General features: G+C 65.9%; 16 protein-coding genes. 11 read left to right on the top strand and 5 right to left on the bottom strand.

Translation table 11 applies throughout. The features are described from left to right. Positions 1-159 precede the first annotated feature (159 nt). A complete protein-coding gene (locus PW734_00675) occupies positions 160-3438 on the top strand; it encodes an efflux RND transporter permease subunit (protein MDE1169717.1) in 3279 nt (1092 codons plus the stop codon). Then, on the top strand, positions 3435-5132 hold the full coding sequence (locus PW734_00670) for an efflux RND transporter periplasmic adaptor subunit (GenBank protein ID MDE1169716.1): 1698 nt from the start codon (positions 3435-3437) through the stop codon (positions 5130-5132). Before PW734_00675 ends, PW734_00670 begins: the two co-directional genes overlap by 4 nt. 8 nt (positions 5133-5140) lie before the next feature. Here the strand turns inward: PW734_00670 and PW734_00665 are convergent, their stop codons facing one another. Next, positions 5141-5638, bottom strand: coding sequence for a hypothetical protein (locus PW734_00665; GenBank protein MDE1169715.1), 498 nt, complete (start codon positions 5636-5638; stop codon positions 5141-5143). Positions 5639-5721: 83 nt separating this feature from the next. On the opposite strand from PW734_00665, the gene PW734_00660 reads away from it, so the two are divergent. Then, positions 5722-6903 carry a trans-2-enoyl-CoA reductase family protein gene (locus tag PW734_00660; protein ID MDE1169714.1) on the top strand — a complete coding sequence of 394 codons (1182 nt, stop codon included), beginning with the start codon at positions 5722-5724 and terminating at the stop codon, positions 6901-6903. Here the strand turns inward: PW734_00660 and PW734_00655 are convergent. Both PW734_00655 and PW734_00650 read right to left on the bottom strand, forming a co-directional pair. Then, a complete protein-coding gene (locus PW734_00655; GenBank protein ID MDE1169713.1) occupies positions 6900-8534 on the bottom strand; it encodes a hypothetical protein in 1635 nt (544 codons plus the stop codon). The two genes, PW734_00660 and PW734_00655, sit on opposite strands and share 4 nt — an antisense overlap. A 36-nt stretch (positions 8535-8570) precedes the next feature. Then, a complete protein-coding gene (locus PW734_00650) occupies positions 8571-10067 on the bottom strand; it encodes a hypothetical protein (GenBank protein MDE1169712.1) in 1497 nt (498 codons plus the stop codon). A 346-nt stretch (positions 10068-10413) separates the two neighbouring features. On the opposite strand from PW734_00650, the gene PW734_00645 reads away from it, so the two are divergent. Together PW734_00645 and PW734_00640 are read left to right on the top strand one after the other, a co-directional pair. Next, a complete protein-coding gene (locus tag PW734_00645; GenBank protein ID MDE1169711.1) occupies positions 10414-11049 on the top strand; it encodes a ferritin-like domain-containing protein in 636 nt (211 codons plus the stop codon). Positions 11050-11067: 18 nt separating this feature from the next. Next, positions 11068-11352 (top strand): hypothetical protein, encoded by a 285-nt coding sequence (locus tag PW734_00640; protein MDE1169710.1) that lies wholly within the window; start codon positions 11068-11070, stop codon positions 11350-11352. A 76-nt stretch (positions 11353-11428) separates the two neighbouring features. Here PW734_00640 and PW734_00635 read toward each other — a convergent pair whose 3' ends face one another. Together PW734_00635 and PW734_00630 are read right to left on the bottom strand one after the other, a co-directional pair. Next, positions 11429-12388, bottom strand: a complete 960-nt coding sequence (locus PW734_00635) for a ferritin family protein (protein ID MDE1169709.1) — start codon at positions 12386-12388, stop codon at positions 11429-11431. 44 nt (positions 12389-12432) lie between these two features. Next, complete coding sequence (locus PW734_00630) at positions 12433-13068, bottom strand: hypothetical protein (protein MDE1169708.1); 636 nt, start codon at positions 13066-13068, stop codon at positions 12433-12435. A 76-nt stretch (positions 13069-13144) separates the two neighbouring features. Between PW734_00630 and PW734_00625 the strand changes: the two genes are divergently transcribed. From PW734_00625 to PW734_00600, 6 genes are all read left to right on the top strand, one after another. Beyond that, positions 13145-15778 carry a VWA domain-containing protein gene (locus PW734_00625; GenBank protein ID MDE1169707.1) on the top strand — a complete coding sequence of 878 codons (2634 nt, stop codon included), beginning with the start codon at positions 13145-13147 and terminating at the stop codon, positions 15776-15778. Positions 15779-15916: 138 nt separating this feature from the next. Beyond that, the gene (locus PW734_00620; protein ID MDE1169706.1) at positions 15917-16828 is read left to right on the top strand and encodes an ankyrin repeat domain-containing protein; all 912 of its coding nucleotides are present in this window, start codon (positions 15917-15919) and stop codon (positions 16826-16828) included. Positions 16829-16857: 29 nt separating this feature from the next. Next, complete coding sequence (locus tag PW734_00615) at positions 16858-17607, top strand: hypothetical protein (protein MDE1169705.1); 750 nt, start codon at positions 16858-16860, stop codon at positions 17605-17607. Between the two features lie 2 nt (positions 17608-17609). Continuing rightward, positions 17610-18500, top strand: a complete 891-nt coding sequence (locus tag PW734_00610; GenBank protein ID MDE1169704.1) for an ankyrin repeat domain-containing protein — start codon at positions 17610-17612, stop codon at positions 18498-18500. Between the two features lie 4 nt (positions 18501-18504). After that, positions 18505-19299, top strand: a complete 795-nt coding sequence (locus tag PW734_00605) for an ankyrin repeat domain-containing protein (protein ID MDE1169703.1) — start codon at positions 18505-18507, stop codon at positions 19297-19299. A 24-nt stretch (positions 19300-19323) separates the two neighbouring features. Beyond that, positions 19324-21834, top strand: a complete 2511-nt coding sequence (locus tag PW734_00600; protein MDE1169702.1) for a hypothetical protein — start codon at positions 19324-19326, stop codon at positions 21832-21834. Positions 21835-21838 lie beyond the last annotated feature (4 nt).

Below are 21838 nucleotides of genomic sequence, written 5' to 3'. Positions count from 1 at the left end.
GATGGGGCGGAGTCTGCCTTAAGACTCCTGAAAATCGGAAGCCTTTTTTCTTCTGAAAAAATGTAGCCAGAGCCCCTGCGGTGGTTCTAGGGTTCCGACTGCCGGGAACGACTCCTTACGCCACCTGCTGTGGCGCGGAAATCGCAGGCATACTTTACCATGTGGATCGTCCGTCTTGCCCTTGACCGCCCGTACACGTTCATCGTCTTCGCGCTCCTGGTTCTGATCATCAGCCCGCTGGTTATCCTCAAGACCCCCACGGACGTCTTCCCGAACATCGACATCCCGGTCATCAGCGTCCTCTGGAACTACACCGGCTTCTCGGCGGAGGACATGGCCAACCGGGTGACCAGCCCCTACGAGCGGGTCCTCACCACCACGGTCAACGACATCGAGCGGATCGAGTCCCAGTCCATGCAGGACCGCGACGTCATCAAGATCTTCTTCCACCCCGGCGCCAACCTGCCCCTGGCCCTTTCCCAGGTAACGGCGGTCTCCCAGACGATCCTGCGCCAGATGCCCTCCGGGTCCACTCCGCCCCTCATCATCACTTATAACGCATCCAGCGTGCCGGTCATCCAGCTGGGCCTCTCCAGCGACACCCTTTCCGAGCAGGACCTGAACGACCTGGGCATGAACTTCATGCGCCCGCAGCTGGTGACGGTCCCGGGCGTCGGCATTCCCTATCCCTACGGGGGCAAGATGCGCCAGGTCATGATCGACCTGGACCTGGCCGCCATGCAGGCCAAGGGCGTCTCCGCCGACGACGTGCTGACCTCCCTCAACAACCAAAACCTGATCCTCCCCTCCGGCACGGCCAAGATCGGCGACATCCAGTACAACATCGACCTCAACGGCAGCCCCCTGACCGTGGCCGAGCTGAACGACCTGCCCGTACGCCAGTTCGGCGACGGCAGCACCATCTACATCCGGGACGTCGGCCACGCGCGGGACGGCTTCGCCATCCAGACGAACGTAGTCCGGGACAACGGCCGCCGCGGCGTGCTCATGGCCGTCATGAAGACGGGCAACACCTCCACCCTGGACATCGTCAGCGGGGTCAAGAAGATGCTCCCCTTCCTGCAGAACCAGCTGCCGAAGGAGCTGAACGTCAAGGCGCTCTTCGACCAGTCGATCTTCGTCCGCGCCTCCATCAACGGCGTCGTCCGGGAGGCGGTGATCGCCGCCTGCCTCACCGCGCTCATGATCCTCCTCTTCCTGGGCAGCTGGCGCAGCACCCTCATCATCGCCGTCTCCATCCCCCTCTCCATCCTCTGTTCCGTCTGCGCCCTGAGCGCCCTGGGTGAAACCATCAACCTGATGACCCTGGGCGGCCTGGCGCTGGCCGTCGGCATGCTCGTGGACGACGCCACCGTGGCCATCGAAAACATCAACCGCCACCTGGAAGAGGGCCAGCCCCTCATCGAGTCGATCCTGGAAGGCTCCCGCCAGATCGCCATCCCGGCCTTCGTCTCCACCCTCTGCATCTGCATCGTCTTCGTCCCCATGTTCATGCTCAGCGGCGTGGCGCGCTACCTCTTCGTCCCCCTGGCGGAGGCGGTCTGCTTTGCCATGATGGCCTCCTACTTCCTCTCCCGGACGCTGGTCCCCACCCTCTCCATGTACCTCCTGGGGGCCGACCACCACCACACCCGGGGCCAGGAAAAGAAGGCCGCCCCCGCCGACCCCGGCTTCCTCCGCCGCTCCGGCGCCTCCTTCTGGGCCTTCTGCAGCCGGGTGCGGGAGCGTTTTGAAGGCGGGTTCGAAAAGATGCGCCAGCGCTACCGCCGCGCCCTCACCGGCGCGCTTCACCACCGCGGCCCCTTCTCCCTCATCTTCCTGGCCTTTTGCCTCCTGAGCCTCGGCCTCATCCCCTTCCTGGGTCAGGACTTCTTTCCCGACGTCGACGCCGGGCAGATCCGCCTCCACGTCCGCGCCAAGACCGGCACCCGCATCGAGGAAACGGCCAAGTTGTGCGACGAGATCGAAGCCGAGCTCCGCCGCCAGATTCCGGCCAAGGAACTGCACACCATCATCGACAACATCGGCCAGCCCTACAGCAGCATCAACACCTCCTACGCCAACAACGGCACCGTCGGCCCCGCCGACGCGGAAATCCAGATCGCCCTTTCGGAAGACCACCACCCCACCTCCGGCTACATCCGCAAGCTGCGGAAGATCCTTCCCCAGAAATTCCCCGGCACCGACTTCTTCTTCCAGCCCGCCGACATCGTCACCCAGATCCTCAACTTCGGCATCCCCTCCCCCATCGACATCCAGATCGCCGGGGCCAACATCGTGGAAAACCGCAAGGTGGCCCGCGAGCTGCGCGAACAGATCAGCCAGGTCCCCGGCGCCGCCGACGTCCACATCCAGCAGCTCTTCGACCAGCCCCACATCCAGCTCAGCGTGGACCGGACCAAGGCCAGCCAGCTGGGCCTCACCATGGCGGACGTCTCCCACGGCCTCCTCGTCGCCGTCTCCGGCTCCGGCCAGGTCTCCCCCACCTACTGGCTCAACCCGAAGAACCTGGTGAACTACAACCTCGTCGCGGAGATGCCGGACTACGCCATCGACTCCCTCTCCACCCTGCAAAACCTGCCCATCACCAGCACCGCGCGCCGCGGGCAGCCGCCGCAGATCCTCAGCAACCTGGCCGATTTCTCCCGCTTCAACGGACAGAACGTCGTCACCCACTACAACGTGATGCCGACCCTGGACATCTACGCCACCAGCCAGGGCCGCGACCTGGGCGGCCTGGCCTCCGACGTCCGCAAGCTGGTGGACAAGGCTCAAAAGGAACTGCCCCGCGGCAGCCGCATGACCATCCGCGGCCAGGTGGAGACCATGCACGCCTCCTTCCTGGGCCTGGGCATCGGCCTCCTGGGAGCCATCGTCCTCGTCTACCTCCTCATCGTGGTCAACTTCCAGTCCTGGAGCGACCCCTTCATCATCATCACCGCCCTCCCGGCGGCACTGGCGGGCATCGTCTGGATGCTCTTCATCACCGGCACCACCCTGAGCGTCCCCTCCCTCATGGGATCGATCATGTGCATCGGCGTCGCCACGGCGAACAGCATCCTGGTCATCTCCTTCGCCAAGGAGCAGTTCGAAAAGCACGGCGACGCCCTGGAGGCGGCGCTGGAGGCCGGCTCCACCCGCATCCGCCCCGTCATCATGACCGCCCTGGCCATGATCATCGGCATGATCCCGATGGCCTTCGGCATGGGCGAGGGCGGCGAGCAAAACGCCCCCCTGGCCCGCGCGGTCATCGGCGGCCTCCTCTTCGCCACCTGCGCCACCCTCTTCTTCGTCCCCGTCGTCTTCACCGTGGTCCGCCACGGCCAGACGCCGGAAACGGACGCCTCCCGACAGGAACCCGAACGGAAGCCGGAAACCGGCTCCTCCCACGCCTCCCTGGAAACCGCTAACTCATGAACGACAAGCCGACCGGAAAGAACCCGGAAGCCTCCCTGCCCGAAGAAACCCTCTCCTCCGTCGAGAAGCCGCTGGTGAACGCGGAAGAGTCCCTCACCACGGCGGAGGAATCCCTGGCCGCCGCCAAGGACTCCCTTTCCGAGGCCAAGGAATCCCTCCTGGCCGCCGAGGAGCCGCTCCTGGCCGACCCCGTCACCGCCGTGGAAGAACCCCTCGTCGAGGCGGAGGAATCCCTCACCGTCGCGGAAGAGTCCCTGGCCTCCATGGAAGAATCCCTGGCCGCCGCCCGGGAATCCCTGCTGGCCGCGGAAGAATCCCTTTCCGCCGCCGAGGCCGCCGGAGCCGCCGGAACGGAAAACACCAAAACCTCCGACGCGCCGAAGCCCGGCGGCACGCCCCCCGCCTCCAAGGCGACGCTTCCGCCCCCGCCGGTCCCCGCCAAGCCCCCTCTCTCCCTCCCCTCCCATACCGTGCTGGCTTTGCCCGCGCATGAGGCAGGCCCCGCTTCCCGTCCGCCCCGCACCGCTCCGCCGCCGGTCCCCGCGGAGGGCCGCGTCCGCTGGACGCCGATCGTCATCGGCCTGCTCGTGGCCCTCGCCGTCGTCGCCGCCGTCCTCATCCCCCGCTACTTCCGCGACGAGGGGGTCAAGGAAGACACGGAAGCCATGGCCGTGCCCACCGTCACCGTCCTCAACCCGAAGGCCGGCCAAACCGACATCGATATCTCCCTGCCCGGCAACGTCGAGTCGTTCTACGACTCCCCCGTCTACGCCCGCACCAGCGGCTACCTGAAACGGTGGCTTGTCGACATCGGCGCCAAGGTGAAAGCCGGCCAGCTCCTGGCCGAGATCGAGACGCCGGAAGTCGACCAGGAACTCGACCAGGCCCGCGCCTCCCTCTCCCAGACGGAAGCCAGCCTCATCCTGGCCCGCACCACCGCCACCCGCTGGCGCGACCTGCTCAAGCAAAACGCCGTGGCCCAGCAGGAAGTCGACGAGCGGAACAGCAACCTGGCCGTCCAGGAGGCCAACCTCTCCGCCCAGCAGGCCAACGTAAAGCGGCTGGAAGCCCTCGTCTCCTTCCAAAAAGTCGTCGCCCCGTTCGACGGCGTCATCACCGCCCGCCAGACCGACGTCGGCGCGCTCATCAACGCCGGGTCGGGCACCTCCGTCGGGCCGGAGCTCTTCCACATCGCCCAGACGGACCGCCTGCGCGTCTACGTGAACGTGCCGGAAGGCTACGCCAGCGCCGTCACCCTGGGCACGCAGGCCAAGATCCTCCTCAACTCCGCCCCCAACACCCCCGTCACCGGCAAAGTGACCAACATCTCCGGCGCCATCGACCCCTCCTCCAAGACCTTGCTCGTCCAGCTGGAAGTCCCCAACGCCGACGGCAAGCTGCTCCCCGGCGGCTACGCCCAGGTCGCCTTCCAGGTGGTGCTGCCTCGTCCGCCGCTCATCGTGCCGATCAACACCCTCCTCTTCCGCTCCGCCGGGAGCCTCGTCGGCGTGGTCAACGGGAACAACACCGTCGACCTGCGCAAGGTGAAGCTGGGCCGCGACTTCGGCAACACCATCGAAATCGTCGACGGCCTCAAGCCGGAAGACCGCGTCATCCTCAATCCCGCCGACTCCCTGCAGGAGGGGACCCAGGTCCACGCCGAGATGCAGAAGCCCCCGGCGAAGAAGAGCTAAGAGCGCCCTTAGAAATCGGCCTGGGAAAGGCCGGAGGCCCAGCGGGCCAGGCCGTCCTCCGCGTCGTGCAGGCGGTTGAGCCCCGCCATGTAGTCTTCCACGCCCTTGATCTGGAGGGCGTCGGGCCCCTCCGCCGCCGTCGCCTGGCGCGCCACCAGCGAGCGCAGCGCCTCCGCCTCCCGGCGGTAACGGGCCCACGCCCGCTCCCCCGCCGCCACGGCCTCCGGCCTTCCCCGGCGGGCCACCCAGGCGCGGAAGGCCTCCCAGCCCGCCCCTTCGTCGGCGGCCAGATAGCGGTCCACTTCCCCCAGGCGCTCCCGGGCCTCCTCCGGCGAGGTCGGCGCGGGTAAAAGATCGATCCCCGCCTTCACCGCGGCGGCCCGGTCCAATAGGGCGATCTGCCGGGCCAATTCCAACGCCACCGGCACCGGCCTGGCATGCCACCACGCCGCGGCGGCCACGCCGAAGAAGAGGGCGATGAGAATGAAATTGGTCCGCCGAGCCATAGGGAGAACACACATTCTCGCCCCCCTTTTCCGGGGACGCAACGCGGCCTTGTATAATTTTCGCATCGGCTCTTAATTCCCGGATGATTTTGCGCCCCCGTATCCGCGGTTTCATCTGCCTGACCACCCATCCTGACGGCTGCGCCGCCCACGTGCGCCAGCAGATCGACGTGGTGAAGAAAGGCGGCCCCCTTCCCGGCGTGCCGAAGCGGGTCCTGGTGATCGGCTCCTCCACCGGCTACGGCCTGGCCGCGCGCATCGCCGCCGCCTTTGGCGGCGGAGCGGCCACCCTGGGCGTCTTCCACGCCAAGGCCCCGGAGGCCGACCGCACCACCAGCCCCGGCTGGTACAACACCGTCGCCTTCGAGCGGGAAGCCCACGCCGCCGGACTCTACGCCAAGGAAGTCCACGGCGACGCCTTCGGCGACGACGTGAAGGCCCAGGTCGTGGCCAAGATCAAGGAAGACTGGGGCCAGGTCGACCACGTCGTCTACAGCCTGGCCGCCCCGCGCCGCGTCGACCCGCGCACCGGCCAGACCTCCAAGTCGTGCCTCAAGCCGATCGGCGCCCCCTACACGGCCAAGACTCTGGACACCGACCGCCTCCGCGTGCACGAGATCACCATCGAGCCCGCCAACGAGCAGGAGATCGCCGAAACGACCGCCGTCATGGGCGGTGACGACTGGGAGCGCTGGATCGACGCGCTGGAGCAGGGCGGCGTCCTGGCCCCCGGCGCCACCACCCTGGCCTACTCCTACATCGGCCCCGTCCTCACCTTCCCCATCTACCGCAACGGCACCATCGGCCGGGCCAAGGAAGACCTGGAAACGACCGCCGCGCGCCTGCGCAAGAAGCTCGACGCCCGCATCGTGGTCAGCAAGGCGCTGGTCACCCAGGCCAGCTCCGCCATCCCCGTCGTCTCCCTCTACCTCTCCCTCCTCTACAAGGTGATGAAGGAAAAGGGCCTCCATGAGGGCTGCATCGAGCAGATGCGCCGCCTCTACGCCGAGGTCCTCCCCGCGAAGTCCTACGACGAGGCGGGCCGCATCCGTATCGACGACTGGGAGATGCGCCCGGACGTGCAGGCGGAGGTCGAGAAACTCTGGCCGCAGGCCTCCACGGAAAACGTGAAGGAGATCTCCGACGTGGCCGGCACCCAGGCCGAGTTCCTGCGCCTCTTCGGCTTCGGCCTGCCGGGCCTCGATTACGAGGCCGAGTCCGACCCCCTCCTCATGGAAGGCAAGCCGGCGACGCTGGCCCACTAACGCTGGCGGACCCGGCCGGGCTTAGCCTGGCCGGGCAGCGGCGCGGCGTCCCCACCGTATCCGGGCTGGCTGCCCAGCACCTCGCCCTTCGTCGGCTCCGGCCGGGAGGCTTCCGGCTCCTTGCCGATGTCCTTTACCGACGTGAAGGCAAAACCCTGCCGGTCCGGCAGCCTTGCCCCGTAAGAGCGGAGGATTTCCACGCTTTGCCGGGCGTGGGCGGCCTCCACCGCGCCGGCCGGGCGCGCCGCCACTTGAATCGCCCCCTGCAATAGCCCCGCCTTGCCGGAATCGCTGATCCGGTAGGCCTTCGGGTTCCGGTCCGCCGCGTCCAGGAGAGCCTGGAGCGCTTCCGCGTTGCGGTGGACGACGGAAAGCTCGCACAGGCGCTCGATCTTCTCCGGCTCCACCTTCGCCGCGACTTTCCGCCACATCCGCGCATCCCACGCGGCCGCCGCCCCGCGCCGGTCGTAGATCAAGTGATGGGCAAAGGCCATGCTGTAGACCGGGCCGGCGGGCAGCCCCATCTTCACCTTACCGCTCCGGTCGCCCAAATCCTCCAGCAGCTCCCCGTAGATCTCCGGGAGGACCTGCTCGTAAAAGGCGGGGCGATTGGCCTCGGGAATGCGGGAAAGCGCCTGATCGACGACGCGCTGGGCTATGTCCAGCTCCGGATCGGCGACGGGCGCGGGAAAGGCGTTGCGCCGCTTCTCCCCTTCCCGCCCCACCAGGGAGCGGTTCACCGCGTCCGGCCCCTTCGCCAGGCCTCCGGCGAAATTGTAAAAGGCGGCCCACAACTCCTGCCGCGTGGCGGGCAGGCGGCTCCACGCGCCGCTGGAAATCCCGCCGATGAGCAAGTCTCCCAGATAGGAGCGCAGCTCGGTGTAGTGGAGGCAGTAGTCGGCGTCGTCCCCCTGCTCCGGGGAAACGGACGCCATGCGGGCGTGCCGCGCCTCCGTCTCTTCCCGCGTCTCGCCGGAAGCCAGGAGCGCCTCCAAAGCGGGGCCGTGCCCCGTCAGGCGGGAGGCGCCGACGGAGTATTCATGCGCCCCGCTTTCCAGGACGGCCAGCAGGTTCTCCCGCTCGTAATGGTTTCCGTGCACCCCCTCGTGCGCCTCCACGTGCATGGCGGCGGAAAGGTCGTCGATATTCTCGATCGGGGCCAGGTGGGAGTTGAGCACCGGCTCGGTGAAAGCCGCCTTCTCCACCTGCGGATAGGCGGGGTCGAAGAGGTCGAAGCCGTTTTGCTCCAGCATCGCCATGCCGTCCGTCTCCGCATGGATCGTTTCCCGGGTGGCGTCGAAACGGGTCCGCGTCTCCACCGATTGGGAGCGGAGCAGGTCGGGGTCGAAATCGACCGCCGCCACCGGCCACCGGCCGAATGCCGCGGCCAGGAAGGCGATGGTGTTGCTGCGGCCGCGCAGTTCCGTGCGCTGCGTCAGCGCCTGGTCATGGAAGCCGATGCCCTGGAGCAGCCGGTCTTCCCGGGCCGCCAGATCGGCTCCGGGCGCCGAGTTGGCCCGCTGGGCCCGGATCTGCGGCGGCTGGGGAATCTCCACGCCGAACTGCCCCGGCAGCCCCAGCAGCAGGGCCGCCTCCAAAACGGCGTTGCGGACGTAAGTTCTCCAACCCATCGCCCCTTAAAATACGCCGCCCGCGTGAAATGACAATCAGGGGAGAAACACCCAGCCGCCTGCCGGCTTCGGCGCTTCCTTCGCCTCCGGCGCGGGCGCCAGCTTGAAGTCCTTCGGCAGCAGGATGCGGGGCACCAGGGGCAGGCGGAAGACGCCGGGGTCGATTTTCTGGGGCTGGGGAGCCTCCGGATAACGAGCTCCGGCGGCCAGCAGGGCCTGCACGTTCCGGCTGGCCTGGAGCTTGCCCAAAAGGTCGTCCGCCGGATCCCACTCCTGCGCCAAGGCGGCTTCCGAGTAGAAGCGGTCCTTGGCGTCCTGAGGCAGGGAGCGGCCCTGCGGGGTCTGAAGCAAGGCGTCCAGGGCGATCGACTGACGGTGGGCGATGGCCAGCTCGCACACCCGTTGGAAGACCTCCGGCTCCACCTGGGCGGCCACCTTTTGCCACTGCTTTTGCGTCCACGGCTTTTCGGGGTGGCCGGCGTAGATCAATTGATGGGCAAAGGCCATGCCGTAGACCGGGCTGGCTGGGAGGCCCATCTTCACCAAGCCCTTGGGATCGCCCCAATCTTCCAGCAGCTCCCCATAGATCTGGGGCAGGACTTTTTCAAAGAAACCGGCCCGCTTCTCTTCCGGAACCATCTTCAAGCCGCGCTTGAGCCAGACGCGGGAATCGCGCGCCGCCTCGTTGGTCAAAACGACCGGAAACTGCTCCCGCATCTTCTTGCCCTCCGGCGAGGCCAGGTAGCGGCCCGATTCCCCGCCCTTGGGGGTTTCCTCCACCACGTTGGCGTAGGCGGCCCACAGCTCCTGGGGCGTGGCGGGCAGGCGGCTCCAGGCCTTTGAGGCGATCTGGTCAGTGATCGGGCCGGTCAGGTAAGAGCGGATCTCCGTGACAAGGAGAGGATACTCATGCAGGGCGGTGTCGTCCTCGCCGGCATTCATCATCTCGTATCCGGTCTGGAGCCGCACCTGCCGGATCATCGTTTCCAAGGGCGTCTCTCCCTCTTCCAGCAGGCTTTCCAAAACCGGGCCGTGGCCGGAAACGGGAGAGGCCAGGATCCCCTTCTGCCGCCAGGCCGGGCGGGTGAGAAGATCGAGGAGCGCCATCCGCTCGTTAAAAACGGCGTGGGCCGTTTCATGCCCCTCCACCGTGATGCCGATCTCCACGCCTTGCTGAAGGGGGGGCAGGGCGGAACGGATTTTAGCAGGCCCAAAAATCTCCCCCTCGTCCTCCAAATAGTCCTGCCGCGCCATATCCCGGGACTCGGTGCCGAATCCCGCGTAACCGTTCGTCGTGGCGTGGTAGCCGCTCGGCGAGCGATCAAAGCGGGTCGTTAATTCCAGGGGCACTTCCCGGACGATGTCCGGGTCGAACTCGACCCCCGGCACGGGCCATTGGCCGAAGGCCAGCTTCCAAAAATCGGTCACCTGCGCCTTGGCCTCAAAATCCCCTTTCACCGCCGGCCGGGGAGTGACCAAGGCGGTGAAGGTCTTTTCCCGCGGCGACGCCAGGAGAGAAAATAGGGAAGCCATATTCGGCGGGAGGGGAGCCTCCACCTTCGGCTCATGCCCGAAAAGGGGCGTCTGGAACGGGGCCTGAGCCCATGCGGGCGCGCCCAGGCCCAAGGCCAAAGCGGCCTCGAACGCGACGTTCCGGAGATGGGCTTTGCGAAACATTGGCCCCTCTTAAGCAAATTTTAGGCCAAGAGCCTCTTTTCCGCGCCATCGCTCAAAATTGCCCCTCCCCCACCCCGGTTCATGCGTTTTGCAACAAAACCATGATACTTACCCCGGCGGATATTCTTGCGGAATTCCTTCGCCTCAAGGGGATTGCGGCCTTCCAAGCCGCTTTAGGCACATGCGATGCGGGTTTTCATCCATGATCAAGAAACGCCACACCACAACCCGGGTGCCGCGGCGCGGCACGAAGAAGAAGCAATCCTTCAAAACCGTGACTCGCGGGGTGAAGGAAAAAGCCCAGGCGATCTACGAGGCGGTGACCCACATGGGCCAGGAGAAGATCACAAGCCTGGAGCAGCTTTTCATCGAACAATTGAAGGACCTCTACAGCGCGGAAACGCAGCTGGTCGATGCCTTGCCGAAGATGGCCAAGGCCGCCCATGCGGCCGAATTGCGCAAAGGTTTCCTGACCCACTTGGAGCAGACGAAGGTCCACGCCCAGCGGCTGGAGGAGATCCTCTCCCGCTATGAGGAATCCCCCACCGGAAAGACCTGCAAGGCCATGCAGGGCCTAGTCGAGGAAGGCAGCGAGACCATCTCCGAAAACGCCACCCCGGAAGTGAAGGACGCGGCGCTCATCGCCGCCGCCCAGCGGGTGGAACACTACGAGATCGCCGGTTACGGCACGGTCCGCACCTACGCCCAGCTCCTGGGCGACCGGGCGGCGGCCTCCCTGCTTCAGGAAACCCTGGAAGAGGAGGCGGCCACCGATGAGAAACTGACCGCCGCTTCCCGCAAGCTCAACGTGAAGCCTCCCCGCACCCAAAAAGATTAACCTTAAAAAAGGACCCCAATGAAAAAGCTCTCTCCTCTCCGCATGCTGGCCTTCGCGGCGCTTTCGGCCGCGTTAAGCCTGGGAACCCTGCAAGCGGCGCCCGCCACCCCCTCCAGCCCGGCCACCCCGGGCGGAACGTCTCCCGGTCCGGCCAACCCCAACCGTCCGGCGAAGCCTGGCAGCCCCGTCGACCCCAGCACCCCGGCCCCGGACGGCCCGGCGACGAACAATCCCTACACGCCGAATAATCCGCGGTCCGGCTCCAGCGCCCTCTACACCCGCGGACCGATGCTTTATTGCTAAACCCTTTCCCGTCCAAGACGGGAAAACAAAGCCCCGCCCCCTGTTCGAGGGGCGGGGTTCTTTTTTGCGCCCTTCCTTAGGAAACGCCGATGAGAATGCCGGTGATGAAGACGAGCGCCCCGCCCACCACCACCTGGAAGGCGGCGGCCAGGAGCGGCGTGTCCATGTACCGGTGGCGGATCCAGGAGATGAGGGCCAGCTCCACCACCACCACGGCGACCGCCACGTACGTGGCGAAGTAAAAAGCGGGGATCAGATAGGGCAGCGTGTGGCCGATGCCGCCCAATGTCGTCATCAGGCCGCAGATGAGCCCCCGCACCCAGGGATGGCCGCGCCCGCTTAACACGCCGTCGTCGGAAAGCGCCTCGGCAAAGCCCATGCTGATGCCCGCCCCCAGGGAGGCGGCCAGGCCGACGAGGAGGGCCGTCTTGCTGCTATGGGTGGCGAAGGCGGCCGCAAAGACCGGGGCCAGCGTGGAAACGGATCCGTCCATGAGTCCGGCCAGGCCGGGCTGGATGTATTGCAGGACGTAACGGCGGCGCTCCGCCTCGTCTTCCTTGTCCCGTACGCCGGAGGCCCGTTGCTGTTCCTCCATGGTGGAGGCCAGGTCGTAATGGCGGCCCTCCTCGATCGCCAGGTCGCCCAGGAGCTTGCGGACCTCGATGTCGGCCGTCTTCTCCATCGCCGCGGCGTAATAGGCTTGGGCGTCGGCCTCCATTTCCTCCACCTCGCCCCGGATCAGGGAGACGGTCAGGATCTTGGCCAGCCAGAGCGGCTTGCGGGAATAGTAGCCGCGCACGTCCTGGCGGCGCACCAGGGGGATGTGCTCCCCGTAACGCTTCCGGTAGACGTCGATCAGGCGGTTGCGGTGGCCCGCCTCCTCTTCCTGCATGCGCAGGAGAGCGGCGGCGGTCTCCGGATAATCCTCCCGGACTCGCTGGGCAAACTCGCCGTAAATGCGCCCGTCTTCCTCTTCCTGGGAGATGGCCAGGGCTAAAACCTCCTGGGCCGTCAGATCTTTAAATGCCTTCGCCATGGAGGGCGGACCCTAGCATAAAGCGGCCGGAGGCGCACCGGCTTTTAAGGCGTGGGGCCTTCCTGGGAGTGGTCCCGCTCCGGCTCGGCCTCCGGATGAGGCACCTCGTGGGAGTGATGGGCGCTCAAAAGTGCTGCCAGCCCTTCCCGCAGCCAGTTGATGCGGACCTTCTCGTCCAGCGTCCGCAGTTGGAGCCGCGCCTCCGCCGGAGTGACACGGTTGGCCCGCTCCAGCCCGATGATGCTGTGAAGATAGCCGATCAGTTTTTGCGCCTCCTGGCCGTCCATCGCCGCCAGGGCCCGGATCTCCTTCATGATCCGGTTTTCAAAATAGATCGCCACCGCCTGGTCCCGGCGGATGTCGAGGATCTCCCCCTCCTCAAAACCGAATTCCGCCGGGGAATGCCCCGGGACGGAAAGAATCTGCTGCCCCTGCTGGAAGCGGTACGCCCCCCGGCCAAAAGCGGCGCGCTCCTGGGCCACCAAGGCCATGAGGGCCCGCATCACCAGATGGCGGACGGCGGTGGGAAAACTGCCCAGGAGGAGGTTGATCTCCTCCTCGATCTTTTTTTCCAGGAAAAGGGCCAAATCCTCGTCCTTCGGGATCTCCTCCTTTTGCGAAACCTCCGGATTGATATGGACGTGCCCCAGACTGGTGCCGTCCGGTCCATCGTTGCCCATGGAGCGATTTTCTCTCTTTTGGCCCATCAGAGCAAGCCGTGCCCGGCCAAAAATAGCCGAATTAGGTAGCAACCGTATGAAGCCCCTGGAAGAGATCCGTGCCGAGCCGCTGACGCGCCTGCGTTCCGATCTCTTTAACGCGTTCAAGACCAAGCAGGTTTCAAGGGAGTTCCTCGCCAATTTTCTGCTCCGGCTGGAGAAGGAGCTGCCCGGCGGCGAAAACCTGCCGGAACTGGGAAACATCCAGAACGCCCTGCAAAACGGCCAGGTAGACATCCCGCCCGACCTCAATTCCCCCGCCAATGCCCTGGCCTGGGGCGCCCTCTTCAGCCACCTTCAGCAGCAGCCGGACGCCATGCAGGCGTGGCCGGAAAACCGCCGGGCCCCTACCCTCAAAGAAAGCCCGCTTTGGAAGCAGGCCATCCAGTCCCCGCGCGCCAATTTCGAGAAAATCCAAAGCGCCAGCCTCCTGCTGGACCTCGTGAACGATTCCGTCCGGCTCGGCTGGGGGCCGCCGGGGAGCTGGTACTGCTTCCTGCCCGAAGAAAAGCGGATCAACATCGATTTCCTCAACACCCTCATCTTCGGCTTCGAGCACAGCCGCTCCATCGTCGTCCATGAGATCGCCCACAGCCTGCTGAGCAAGGAATTCCCCCCGGCCATGACCGCCCTGCGGGAAAAGATGGCCGCGCTCAAGAAAACCGGCAAGACCCGCCCCCTGACCCAGGACGAGTACAAGGAACTGCGCCTGGCCGACACCGAATGGAAACTCCGCCACGGGATCACCAATCCCGCGGAGGACAACTGCGTCAACCGCTACGCCGCCATCCAAGGGGAACGGCTCGACGGCGTCTCCCAGCACTACGGCACCTCCCTCAACTACATCGAGACACTCCTCATCTCGCAAAAGGCCGAAGCCTTCCCGACCGGCCCCAAAGGGGATCTGGCCAACCTGGGCCACGCCGTAAACATGGCCTTTTTCTCCCGCAACGGGCTGTTCCAGGACACCCGGGAGGGCTGGACGCAAAGCGGCGTGGAGGTGGACCGCATCACCCGCCCCGGTGCGGGCCCTTCCGCAGTCCCGCCCTACCGTGAACTGGCCGAGCGGCTGCACACCCTGGCCTCCCTCCAGCCCGACCTCCAATTGCGCGTGTGGGAACGGGGCTACGGCCAGGACTACTACGCCGCCAAAACGCTGGATCTTTGCCGCCGGCGCAACGAAATCATCGACCGCATCTGGGACGACTACGCCGCCCCCTTCGCCCAGGAACTCCTCGACGCCAAGGAGGAGGAGATCGAAAAGAAGCTTCAACAGAACCCGTCCCAGGAACAGCAAAACTCCCAGGGCCAAGGCCGCGGCGGCGGCGGGGAGGAGCAAGACTCCGGCTCCGGCGGCATGGGGGAAGAGGAGGAAGGAGGCGAAACCCTCGAAGTCGAAGGCGCCGGCCAGCAGCCCAGCCCCCAGCTCCCGCCCCGCACGCCCGACCAGGAAAACGCGGAAACCGCGCCGGGAGAAGATAAAGACCAGTCCGGCCCGAAGCAGGAGGCGGACGAGGAGAAGACCCTCCGCGAACTAATCGAAGAAGGGCAAAAACAAGCCAAGGCGGAGGACCGGGCCCGGGAGGAACGGGAAAAGCAGGCGCAGGATCTCCGCGCCACCAGCGCCCAGTCCATGAGCGCCGGCCCCGGCATCGACGAGCTGCCCGTGGGCAGCTGGGAGGATTACGCCGCCGAAGTCGCCCGCCTGGCGGGGCCCATCCGTTTCGTCGCCCAACAGCTGAAGCAGATCCAGGAAAAACAGCTGCAAAGCATCCAGGCTCCCTCCCGCCAGCGCACGCTCCTCCCCGCCGACGGGGACTTCGAACGCTTTCTGCCCAAGGCCTGGGACCAGCTGGGCGAGAAAAAGCTCTCCGGCAACGTCCAGCTGCGGGACTACCACCTATTCCGCGCCGACCACGAAAAGTTCAAGCCCTCCAGCATCGACGCCGTCATCCTCATCGACGGCTCCGGCAGCATGCGCTCCTGGTCCTGGGGGGAAGAAGGCAAGCTCCCCACGCCGGAGGAGCGGGCCCTCCAAACCGCCATTATTTTCTACGAGGCCACGCGCCTCCTCAACCGCGGGAACAAGGGCTCCGGCATCGACACCTACGTCGGCATTTGGGGTCCGCCCCAGCCCTTCCTCATCGCCAAGCCGGGGGACGACCATCTCACCATCGGCAAGACCTTCGCCGGACTCAAGGAGGGCCTCTCCAGCGGCACCACGCTGGCCCCCGCCCTTCAATGGACCGCCTCCACCCTGGGGGCCAAGAAGCCCCATCCGGACGCCGTCACCGGCTTCACCCACCTCCACATCATCTCCGACGGGGATATTTACGACGACACCGCGTCCAAAGCCGCCTTCGAGCACCTCTTTTCCGCGTGCGACCTGGTCACCACCGACGTGGCCATCCTCAACCGCAAGGGAAACACCCCCATGGAAAAGCTGGCGGCCAACGTCCGCACCGTCCGTCCCACCCAGCGCATCGACGTCACCCACGGAAAAGACCCGGCCCACGTCTCCAGCCAGATGCTGGAAGCCCTCCTGGGGAAGATGCGCGCGTGCAAGAGCTTCGTCGCCGTCCCGGCCTCCTCCAAGCAGGCCCAGTTCCGCCGCGCCGAGCGGGCCATGATCCTGGCGGCCGAAAACCAGGAAAAGGCGAACGAGCGCTGAACCGGAAGAAATCCCATGGGCCTTTTAAATTTTCCAAGCGAAAGCCCGGCCGCCTTCCGCACGGCGGCACGGACCACCATCGCCGGCCTGGAGACGCCCTCCACCGCGGCCCTCCAGCAAGCTCCATAACGGGACTCCATGCTCTCCTTCGGCAAATCACCCAAGAAAAAGTCCCTGCCCCTTAGCAGGAAGACGTTCAGCCGCCTGCTGACGGCCATGCAGATGGAAGAGCTGCCCTTGCTAGGCCAGACATACGCGCTCTCTCCCAAACACTTTCTCATCCGAAGCAAAAACGGCGACACCCTCTTTCACAAGGCGGTTCTCAGCGGCGGCCTCGACCAAATAGCCCGCGCTCTCAAAGAGGCCGGACATCCCCTGTCGCCGGATCATTTCCTGGTCCCGAACAAAGAGGGGGACACTCCGCTATGGCTGGCGGCCACCGTCGGGCGGCTCGAACAAATCGCCTCCCTCTTGAAGGCCTCCGGCCAAGCCCTTTCCCCGCGGCACTTCCTTGTCCCCGGCCAGGACGGTCAAACCCCGCTGCATTGGGCCCTCTGCAAAGGCGGCCTCGAACACGCCGCCCTTCTGGCAAAGGATTCCGGCCAGCCCCTTTCCTCGGAGCATTTCCTGGCCACGGATAAGGGTGGCAGGAATTACTTGTTTTGGGCCGTCGCCTTCAAGGCCCTTGGCCAGGTTTCCCGCATCCTGCGCGATTCCGGCCAGGCCGTCCTGCCGGAGCAGCTGCTCCTAAAGGACAACCTTGGCCAGACCACCCTGGACCTGGCCATCCAACGCCAAGTCCTGGACCAAATCTTCCAGCCGACCCTCTGGCAAGGACGCCTGCCGGCCATGCTCCAGCTGTGGAGCCATGTCCCGGAAAAACACCGGTCCCAAATCGATTTCGGGCAGATCTGCGACGAAACGGCCCTGCTTAGCCTGCCCGGCCGTCCCCGCTTCGACCCCGGCGCCTTCCGCACCGCCGTGCGCCCCGCCCTTTCCATTCCGGCCCTGGAAAACGCCCACGCGCCCGGCGCCCGGAGCAAGGCATGAGGATTTTTTCCCTAAGAACCCGCCCCGCCTTGAACGAGGGAACCCGGAAACGGCTTTGCAAGGCCATCGACGAGGGCCACCTGCCCGCCTTCGCCAAAAACCACGCCCTCTCCATCGACCACTTCCTACTGCAGCAGTGGAACGACCGCACAACCCCGCTGCACAAGCTCGCCTTCGCCGGGCAGATGGACCAATTGGCCGCCGTCCTCAAGGAGGCGAAGGAGCCCCTGCTCATCGGCCACGTGCTGGCCAAGTCGATCATGGACATGACCCCGCTCCATAGCGCCGCTTGGACCGGGCATCTGGACCAGATGGCCTCCGTCCTCAAGGAATTCGGCCAGCAGCTGACCCTGGCCAACCTGTTGACCCCGGACAAGGGCGGCTCGACGCCGCTGCACGAGGCCGTGAGCCGCGGCCACATCGGCCAGGCCTTCTCCATCCTTCAGAAAACGGGGGAAACCCTTTCCGCCGACCACCTCCTTTTGGAAGAGGAGCACGGCGACACGCCGTTAAGCCTCGCCGCCAGCGCGGGCCATCTGGCCACCGTTTTTCAGCCCTCCCTGTGGGTGGGACGGCCGCAGGAGATGAGCCGCCTTTGGAGCCACGTGCCCCTTCCCAAGCAGGGCCAGGCCCCCTTCGAGCAACTCCTGCACGAGACTCTCTTATTGAGCCGCAGGCCCATCGCCCTCCTTGCCCCGGAGGCCTTCCGCACGGCCCGGCGCACGGAACTGGAGCCGCCGGAGCAAAAGACCCCGCCCGCGCAGGGACGAACCCCCTAGGCATGGAACCTTCCGATTCCAAATTCACCCCGCCCGCCGACGTGGCCGCGGCCCTCGACCTGCGGCACGCCATCCAGGAGGGGAGCGTTTCCCATTTTTTCAGGCATCGCCGCCTTTCCCTGGCGCACTTTCTCACCGACACCCCGTCGGGAACCCCGCTGACGAAGGCGGCGGAATGCGGCTGGCTCACGACCGTCGCCACCCATCTCCGGAAAAACGGGGAGACGCTTTCCCTCGATCACCTCATGGCCAAGGACCATCTAGGGAACACCGCGCTGCAGCTCGCCGCCGACAAAGGAAACCTGAATCAGGTGGCCTCCCTGCTCCAGGCATCGGACGAAACCCTCACCCTCTCCCATGTCCTGGCCGATCACGGGGCGGACAACACCCTCCTCCATTGGGCCACCAATAAACGCCAGCTGGACCGGATCGCCGCGCTGCTGAAAAAGTCGGGGCAGGTCCTGGAGCTGGACCACTTTCTGCGGCCGAACCAATTCGGCCAAACCGCCCTGCATTGGGCGGCCTCCCGCGGCTGCCTCGACCAGGTGGAGGAGATCGTGCGGCCTGCCGGAAAAACGCCTTTCACCTCCGCCCTGCTCCTCCTCCCGGACAAGCAGGGAGCCACCCCGCTGGAACGGGCCGTCCTGAGCGAACATCTCGACCGCGTCTTCGTCCCCGCCCGGTGGGCGGGCCGGGCGCCGGAAATGCTGGCCCTCTGGAACCACGTCCCGGAAGCCAAGCGGGGCCAAATCCCCTTCCAGGAATGGCTGCATGAAACTCTCCTCCTAAAACGGACCCTTCCGCTCCTGGAAAAGGACTCCTTCCGCACGGCGGCGCGCCCCTCCTCCCCCTTGCCGGTCCAGGACTCTCCCCGCCGCGAACGCTCCTCCTAGCTCCATGCGTCTTTTCCCATTCAAAACTCCGCTCCCGTTGAACGAGGAGACGCGGCAACGGCTCCACGGCGCCATTGCGGAGCATCGCCTGCAGGAATTCTCCCAAAGGCACCGGCTCTCCCTGGATCACTTCCTCCTCCGGGACAGCAACGGATCGACCGCCTTCCACTTGGCCGTCGGAAAAGGCGCCATCGGCGAAGTCGCCTCGATTCTCAAGACGACGGGCACTCCTTTTTCCCTGGAGCACTGCCTCCTGAAGGACCGCTCAGGCCGGACTCTCTTCCATCAGGCGGCGCAAAGCGGCCACCTCGACCGGCTCGCCGCGATTCTCAAGGAATCGGGCCAATCCCTCTCCCTGGACCATCTGCTGGTCACAGACCGGGACAAACGGACCGCCCTGCACCGGGCGGCCTGGGGCGGCCACCTGGAGCAAATCGCCGCCGTGCTGCGGGAGTCCGGCCAGGTCCTCCTCCCGGAACATTTCCTTCTCAACACGTACAATCATCGCACCCCTCTCCTTTTGGCGGGCAATAACGGCCACCTGGAGCAGGTCTTCTCCCCCGCCCTTTGGCTGGGCCGCTTCCCAGAAATGCGCCGGCTGTGGGAGCACGTCCCGGAAAAGCACCGCCCCCAGGTCGACTTTGACCGCGCGGCCCATGAAACGCTCCTTTTGAGCCGCCACCCGCTGCCCAGGCTAGGTCCCCAGGCCTTTGGCGCCGCCCGCCGTCCCAGCCCGTCCTTCCCGGAAACAAGAGGCCAAAATCCCGGGCTTTTTCAGGGAAATCCCCCCGCGAAATAGCCGAATTACCTTCAACCCTCTCTTATGGACGACGCTTCCCTCCACCCCATCGCCCTGGGCGCGCCGGGACGGCCTTACCCCACGATGGGCACTTCCCGCACCCTGGACGACGGGACCTATATCCCGCCCACCCTGGAAGCCCTGGAAGAACCGCTCCTTTTCTACAGCAAGCGCCCTTACGCGGAGGTCATGGGCCTGGCTCTCCGGGAACTGCCCTACCCCAGCATGCTCTCCCTGCAACAGGAGGGGATCATCGCCCGCCAGCCCGACGCCCGGCGCAAGCTGCGCCTGACGGTGGGCCCCCCGGGCATGGGCAAGTCCCACGACCTGGGCGTCCTGGGCCGCATGCAGACGCCGGAAGGCGCCGTGATTTTCAACTTCGCGGAGAACGCGGAAAACGCCCTTTTCGAGACGGTCCTGGACGCCGACAAGGCGGGCCGCAGCGTCTACAAGATCGTCGAGGAACGGCTGGCGGAAAAGACGCTCAATCCCCTTTCCTTCCAGATCCTAAAGGAAACCTTCGGCGAACATTTCACGGAAAAGGACGACGGCACAGCCATCATCGCCTGGGGAGACGTAAAGCTCTCCGCCGACAAGGCCGCCCATCCGGCCTTCCAGGCCCTGGAAAAGGTGCGCGGCCTGGAGCGTCTGGACGCGGGCCTCGACAGCCTGCCCATCAAGACCCGCTTCGGCCCCCTCATCCGCGCCTGGAACGAAGGCCGCCCCTTCATCGGCGAGGAATACATGCGGACCGACCCCTCCACCGACGCCAAGCTCTATCCCGTCTGGGAAGTCCTCATCGGCCAGTCGCCGGAGACGACCGTGGAAGGCGCCGGCGGCCTCAAATTCACCTTCCGCCGGAAGGATATGAAGCCCGGCTTCTTCTGCGACCTGACCGGCAACATGAAATCGGACGGCGTCGGCATCAAGGACCGCGACTATTCCGAATACAGCCGCCTGCAGCCCCGCTTCGTCCCCGACGCGACGAAGGAGGACTACGAGCACCAGATCAGCCACATGCTGACCGGCCTGCCCCTTTCCACCCTGAATAAGCTGCCCCTGGCCGCCGGCCTGGAGCCGAAGAAGGCGACGGCCTTCTGGAAAAGCGTCCGCCACCTGGGCCTTTCCCCCGCCGAAAAGGAAAACGTGCCCGACTGGCACTACCGCATGATCGAGAAGCAGGCCGACGTCCTCCAGGCCGCCCGGCAGCTGGCCGGATTCTACAAGGACTGGGACAACCTCCTCGACCCCGAATCGCCGAACCGCCCTTCGGAAATCATGATGGAAGTCGACGAGCAGGACCGCCGCCGCCTGGGCAGCGGCCTGCGCATGATCATCGACCACGTCAACGAGGCGCTGAAGCCCCGTCCCCACTCCATCCCCCTGTCCCAAAGCGCGGGCCTGGACGTGACGCAGGACTGGAGCCAGCCGCCCGCCGTCTCCCCCTCGCCCCGCGTCACCCCGGACCGCTTCCTGGGCACCAACCTGGAATTGACCGTCCTCCAAGCCATTGAGAACGCCTCCCTGCGCCAGGGGAAGCCGAACCTGCACAAGCTCCTGCTGCAAAAGGCGACCGACCACGGCATCACCGGTACCTCCTTTGCCGAGGCCACCGCCAATCCCAACCTCAAGCCCATCTCCAAGCTGCTGGACAACGATCCCTACAAGGGCCTGCAGCTCTCCCCGGAGACGGAAACCCTGCAGAAAATCCTCTGCGCCCAGCTGCGGGAGTTCTACCCCCAGCTGAAGGGCTCGGACGACAGCCTGATCAAGCCGCTCGACCTCCAGCTCTGCGTCAACCGCCTGGAAGAGGAGCGCAAGAGCCTGGAAACGCCCACCACCAAATTCCTCTGCGTGGGCAATCCCCACTTTCTGGAAGGCACCGTGGGCGACTCCGCCCCCCTCTCCCTCCTGCCGGTGGGCGATTCCCTGATCCTCGACGGCCAGGGATCCCACGACATCCTCTCCTTCCGGGAAACCCTCACCGCGCTGGCCCTGCCCGGCCTGAGCGGGAAGAACCTCGACGCCCTGTGGAACGCCAACGTCGGCGTCTCCCTGGACGTCCCCGATCCCGAACAAGCCAAGCTGATCCCCACCATCGCGGCGGCGCAAAACCAGTCCCCCAGCGGCCTGGCCATCACCACCCTCCTCTGCGCCGACGTGGCGGGAGGCAAGGGGCCGGAGGAACTGCGGATCGTCCGCAACGCGCGCGAAGGCAAGACGCTGATCACCGGCGAGACCTCCCTGACCCCCGATTTGGAAAACCTCCTCAAGAAGGCCGACATCCTCTACGTCGACCGGACGGACCGGGACGCCTCCGCGCAAATCGGCAAGGCACTGGATAAGTGGGTCCACGTTCCCAAGGAAAAGGAAACCCTCCTTCAGCAGGCTCTGGAACTGCGGCAGGCCGGGGAGCCGGGCACGCCTCTCACGCGGTCGTCCACCCCCCTGCTCGATTCCCTGATCCGCCGCAGCGGGGAGATTCCCAGCTTCCCCGTCTACCTGGAACCGGCCCGCGCCACCGCGAAAGGCTGAGGCC

The organism is Verrucomicrobium sp. (genome assembly GCA_028283855.1).
Classification (GTDB): domain Bacteria; phylum Verrucomicrobiota; class Verrucomicrobiia; order Methylacidiphilales; family GAS474; genus GAS474.
Note: the sequence above shows the minus strand (reverse complement) of the source record. Positions and strands in the feature narration are given on the sequence as shown.

Coding starts and splice junctions, on each gene's coding strand:
- PW734_00675 (MDE1169717.1), top strand. CDS start 160: ATGTGGATCGTCCGTCTTGCCCTTGACCGCCCGTACACGTTCATCGTC.
- PW734_00670 (MDE1169716.1), top strand. CDS start 3,435: ATGAACGACAAGCCGACCGGAAAGAACCCGGAAGCCTCCCTGCCCGAA.
- PW734_00665 (MDE1169715.1), bottom strand. CDS start 5,638: ATGGCTCGGCGGACCAATTTCATTCTCATCGCCCTCTTCTTCGGCGTG.
- PW734_00660 (MDE1169714.1), top strand. CDS start 5,722: ATGATTTTGCGCCCCCGTATCCGCGGTTTCATCTGCCTGACCACCCAT.
- PW734_00655 (MDE1169713.1), bottom strand. CDS start 8,534: ATGGGTTGGAGAACTTACGTCCGCAACGCCGTTTTGGAGGCGGCCCTG.
- PW734_00650 (MDE1169712.1), bottom strand. CDS start 10,067: ATGGCTTCCCTATTTTCTCTCCTGGCGTCGCCGCGGGAAAAGACCTTC.
- PW734_00645 (MDE1169711.1), top strand. CDS start 10,414: ATGATCAAGAAACGCCACACCACAACCCGGGTGCCGCGGCGCGGCACG.
- PW734_00640 (MDE1169710.1), top strand. CDS start 11,068: ATGAAAAAGCTCTCTCCTCTCCGCATGCTGGCCTTCGCGGCGCTTTCG.
- PW734_00635 (MDE1169709.1), bottom strand. CDS start 12,388: ATGGCGAAGGCATTTAAAGATCTGACGGCCCAGGAGGTTTTAGCCCTG.
- PW734_00630 (MDE1169708.1), bottom strand. CDS start 13,068: ATGGGCAACGATGGACCGGACGGCACCAGTCTGGGGCACGTCCATATC.
- PW734_00625 (MDE1169707.1), top strand. CDS start 13,145: ATGAAGCCCCTGGAAGAGATCCGTGCCGAGCCGCTGACGCGCCTGCGT.
- PW734_00620 (MDE1169706.1), top strand. CDS start 15,917: ATGCTCTCCTTCGGCAAATCACCCAAGAAAAAGTCCCTGCCCCTTAGC.
- PW734_00610 (MDE1169704.1), top strand. CDS start 17,610: ATGGAACCTTCCGATTCCAAATTCACCCCGCCCGCCGACGTGGCCGCG.
- PW734_00605 (MDE1169703.1), top strand. CDS start 18,505: ATGCGTCTTTTCCCATTCAAAACTCCGCTCCCGTTGAACGAGGAGACG.
- PW734_00600 (MDE1169702.1), top strand. CDS start 19,324: ATGGACGACGCTTCCCTCCACCCCATCGCCCTGGGCGCGCCGGGACGG.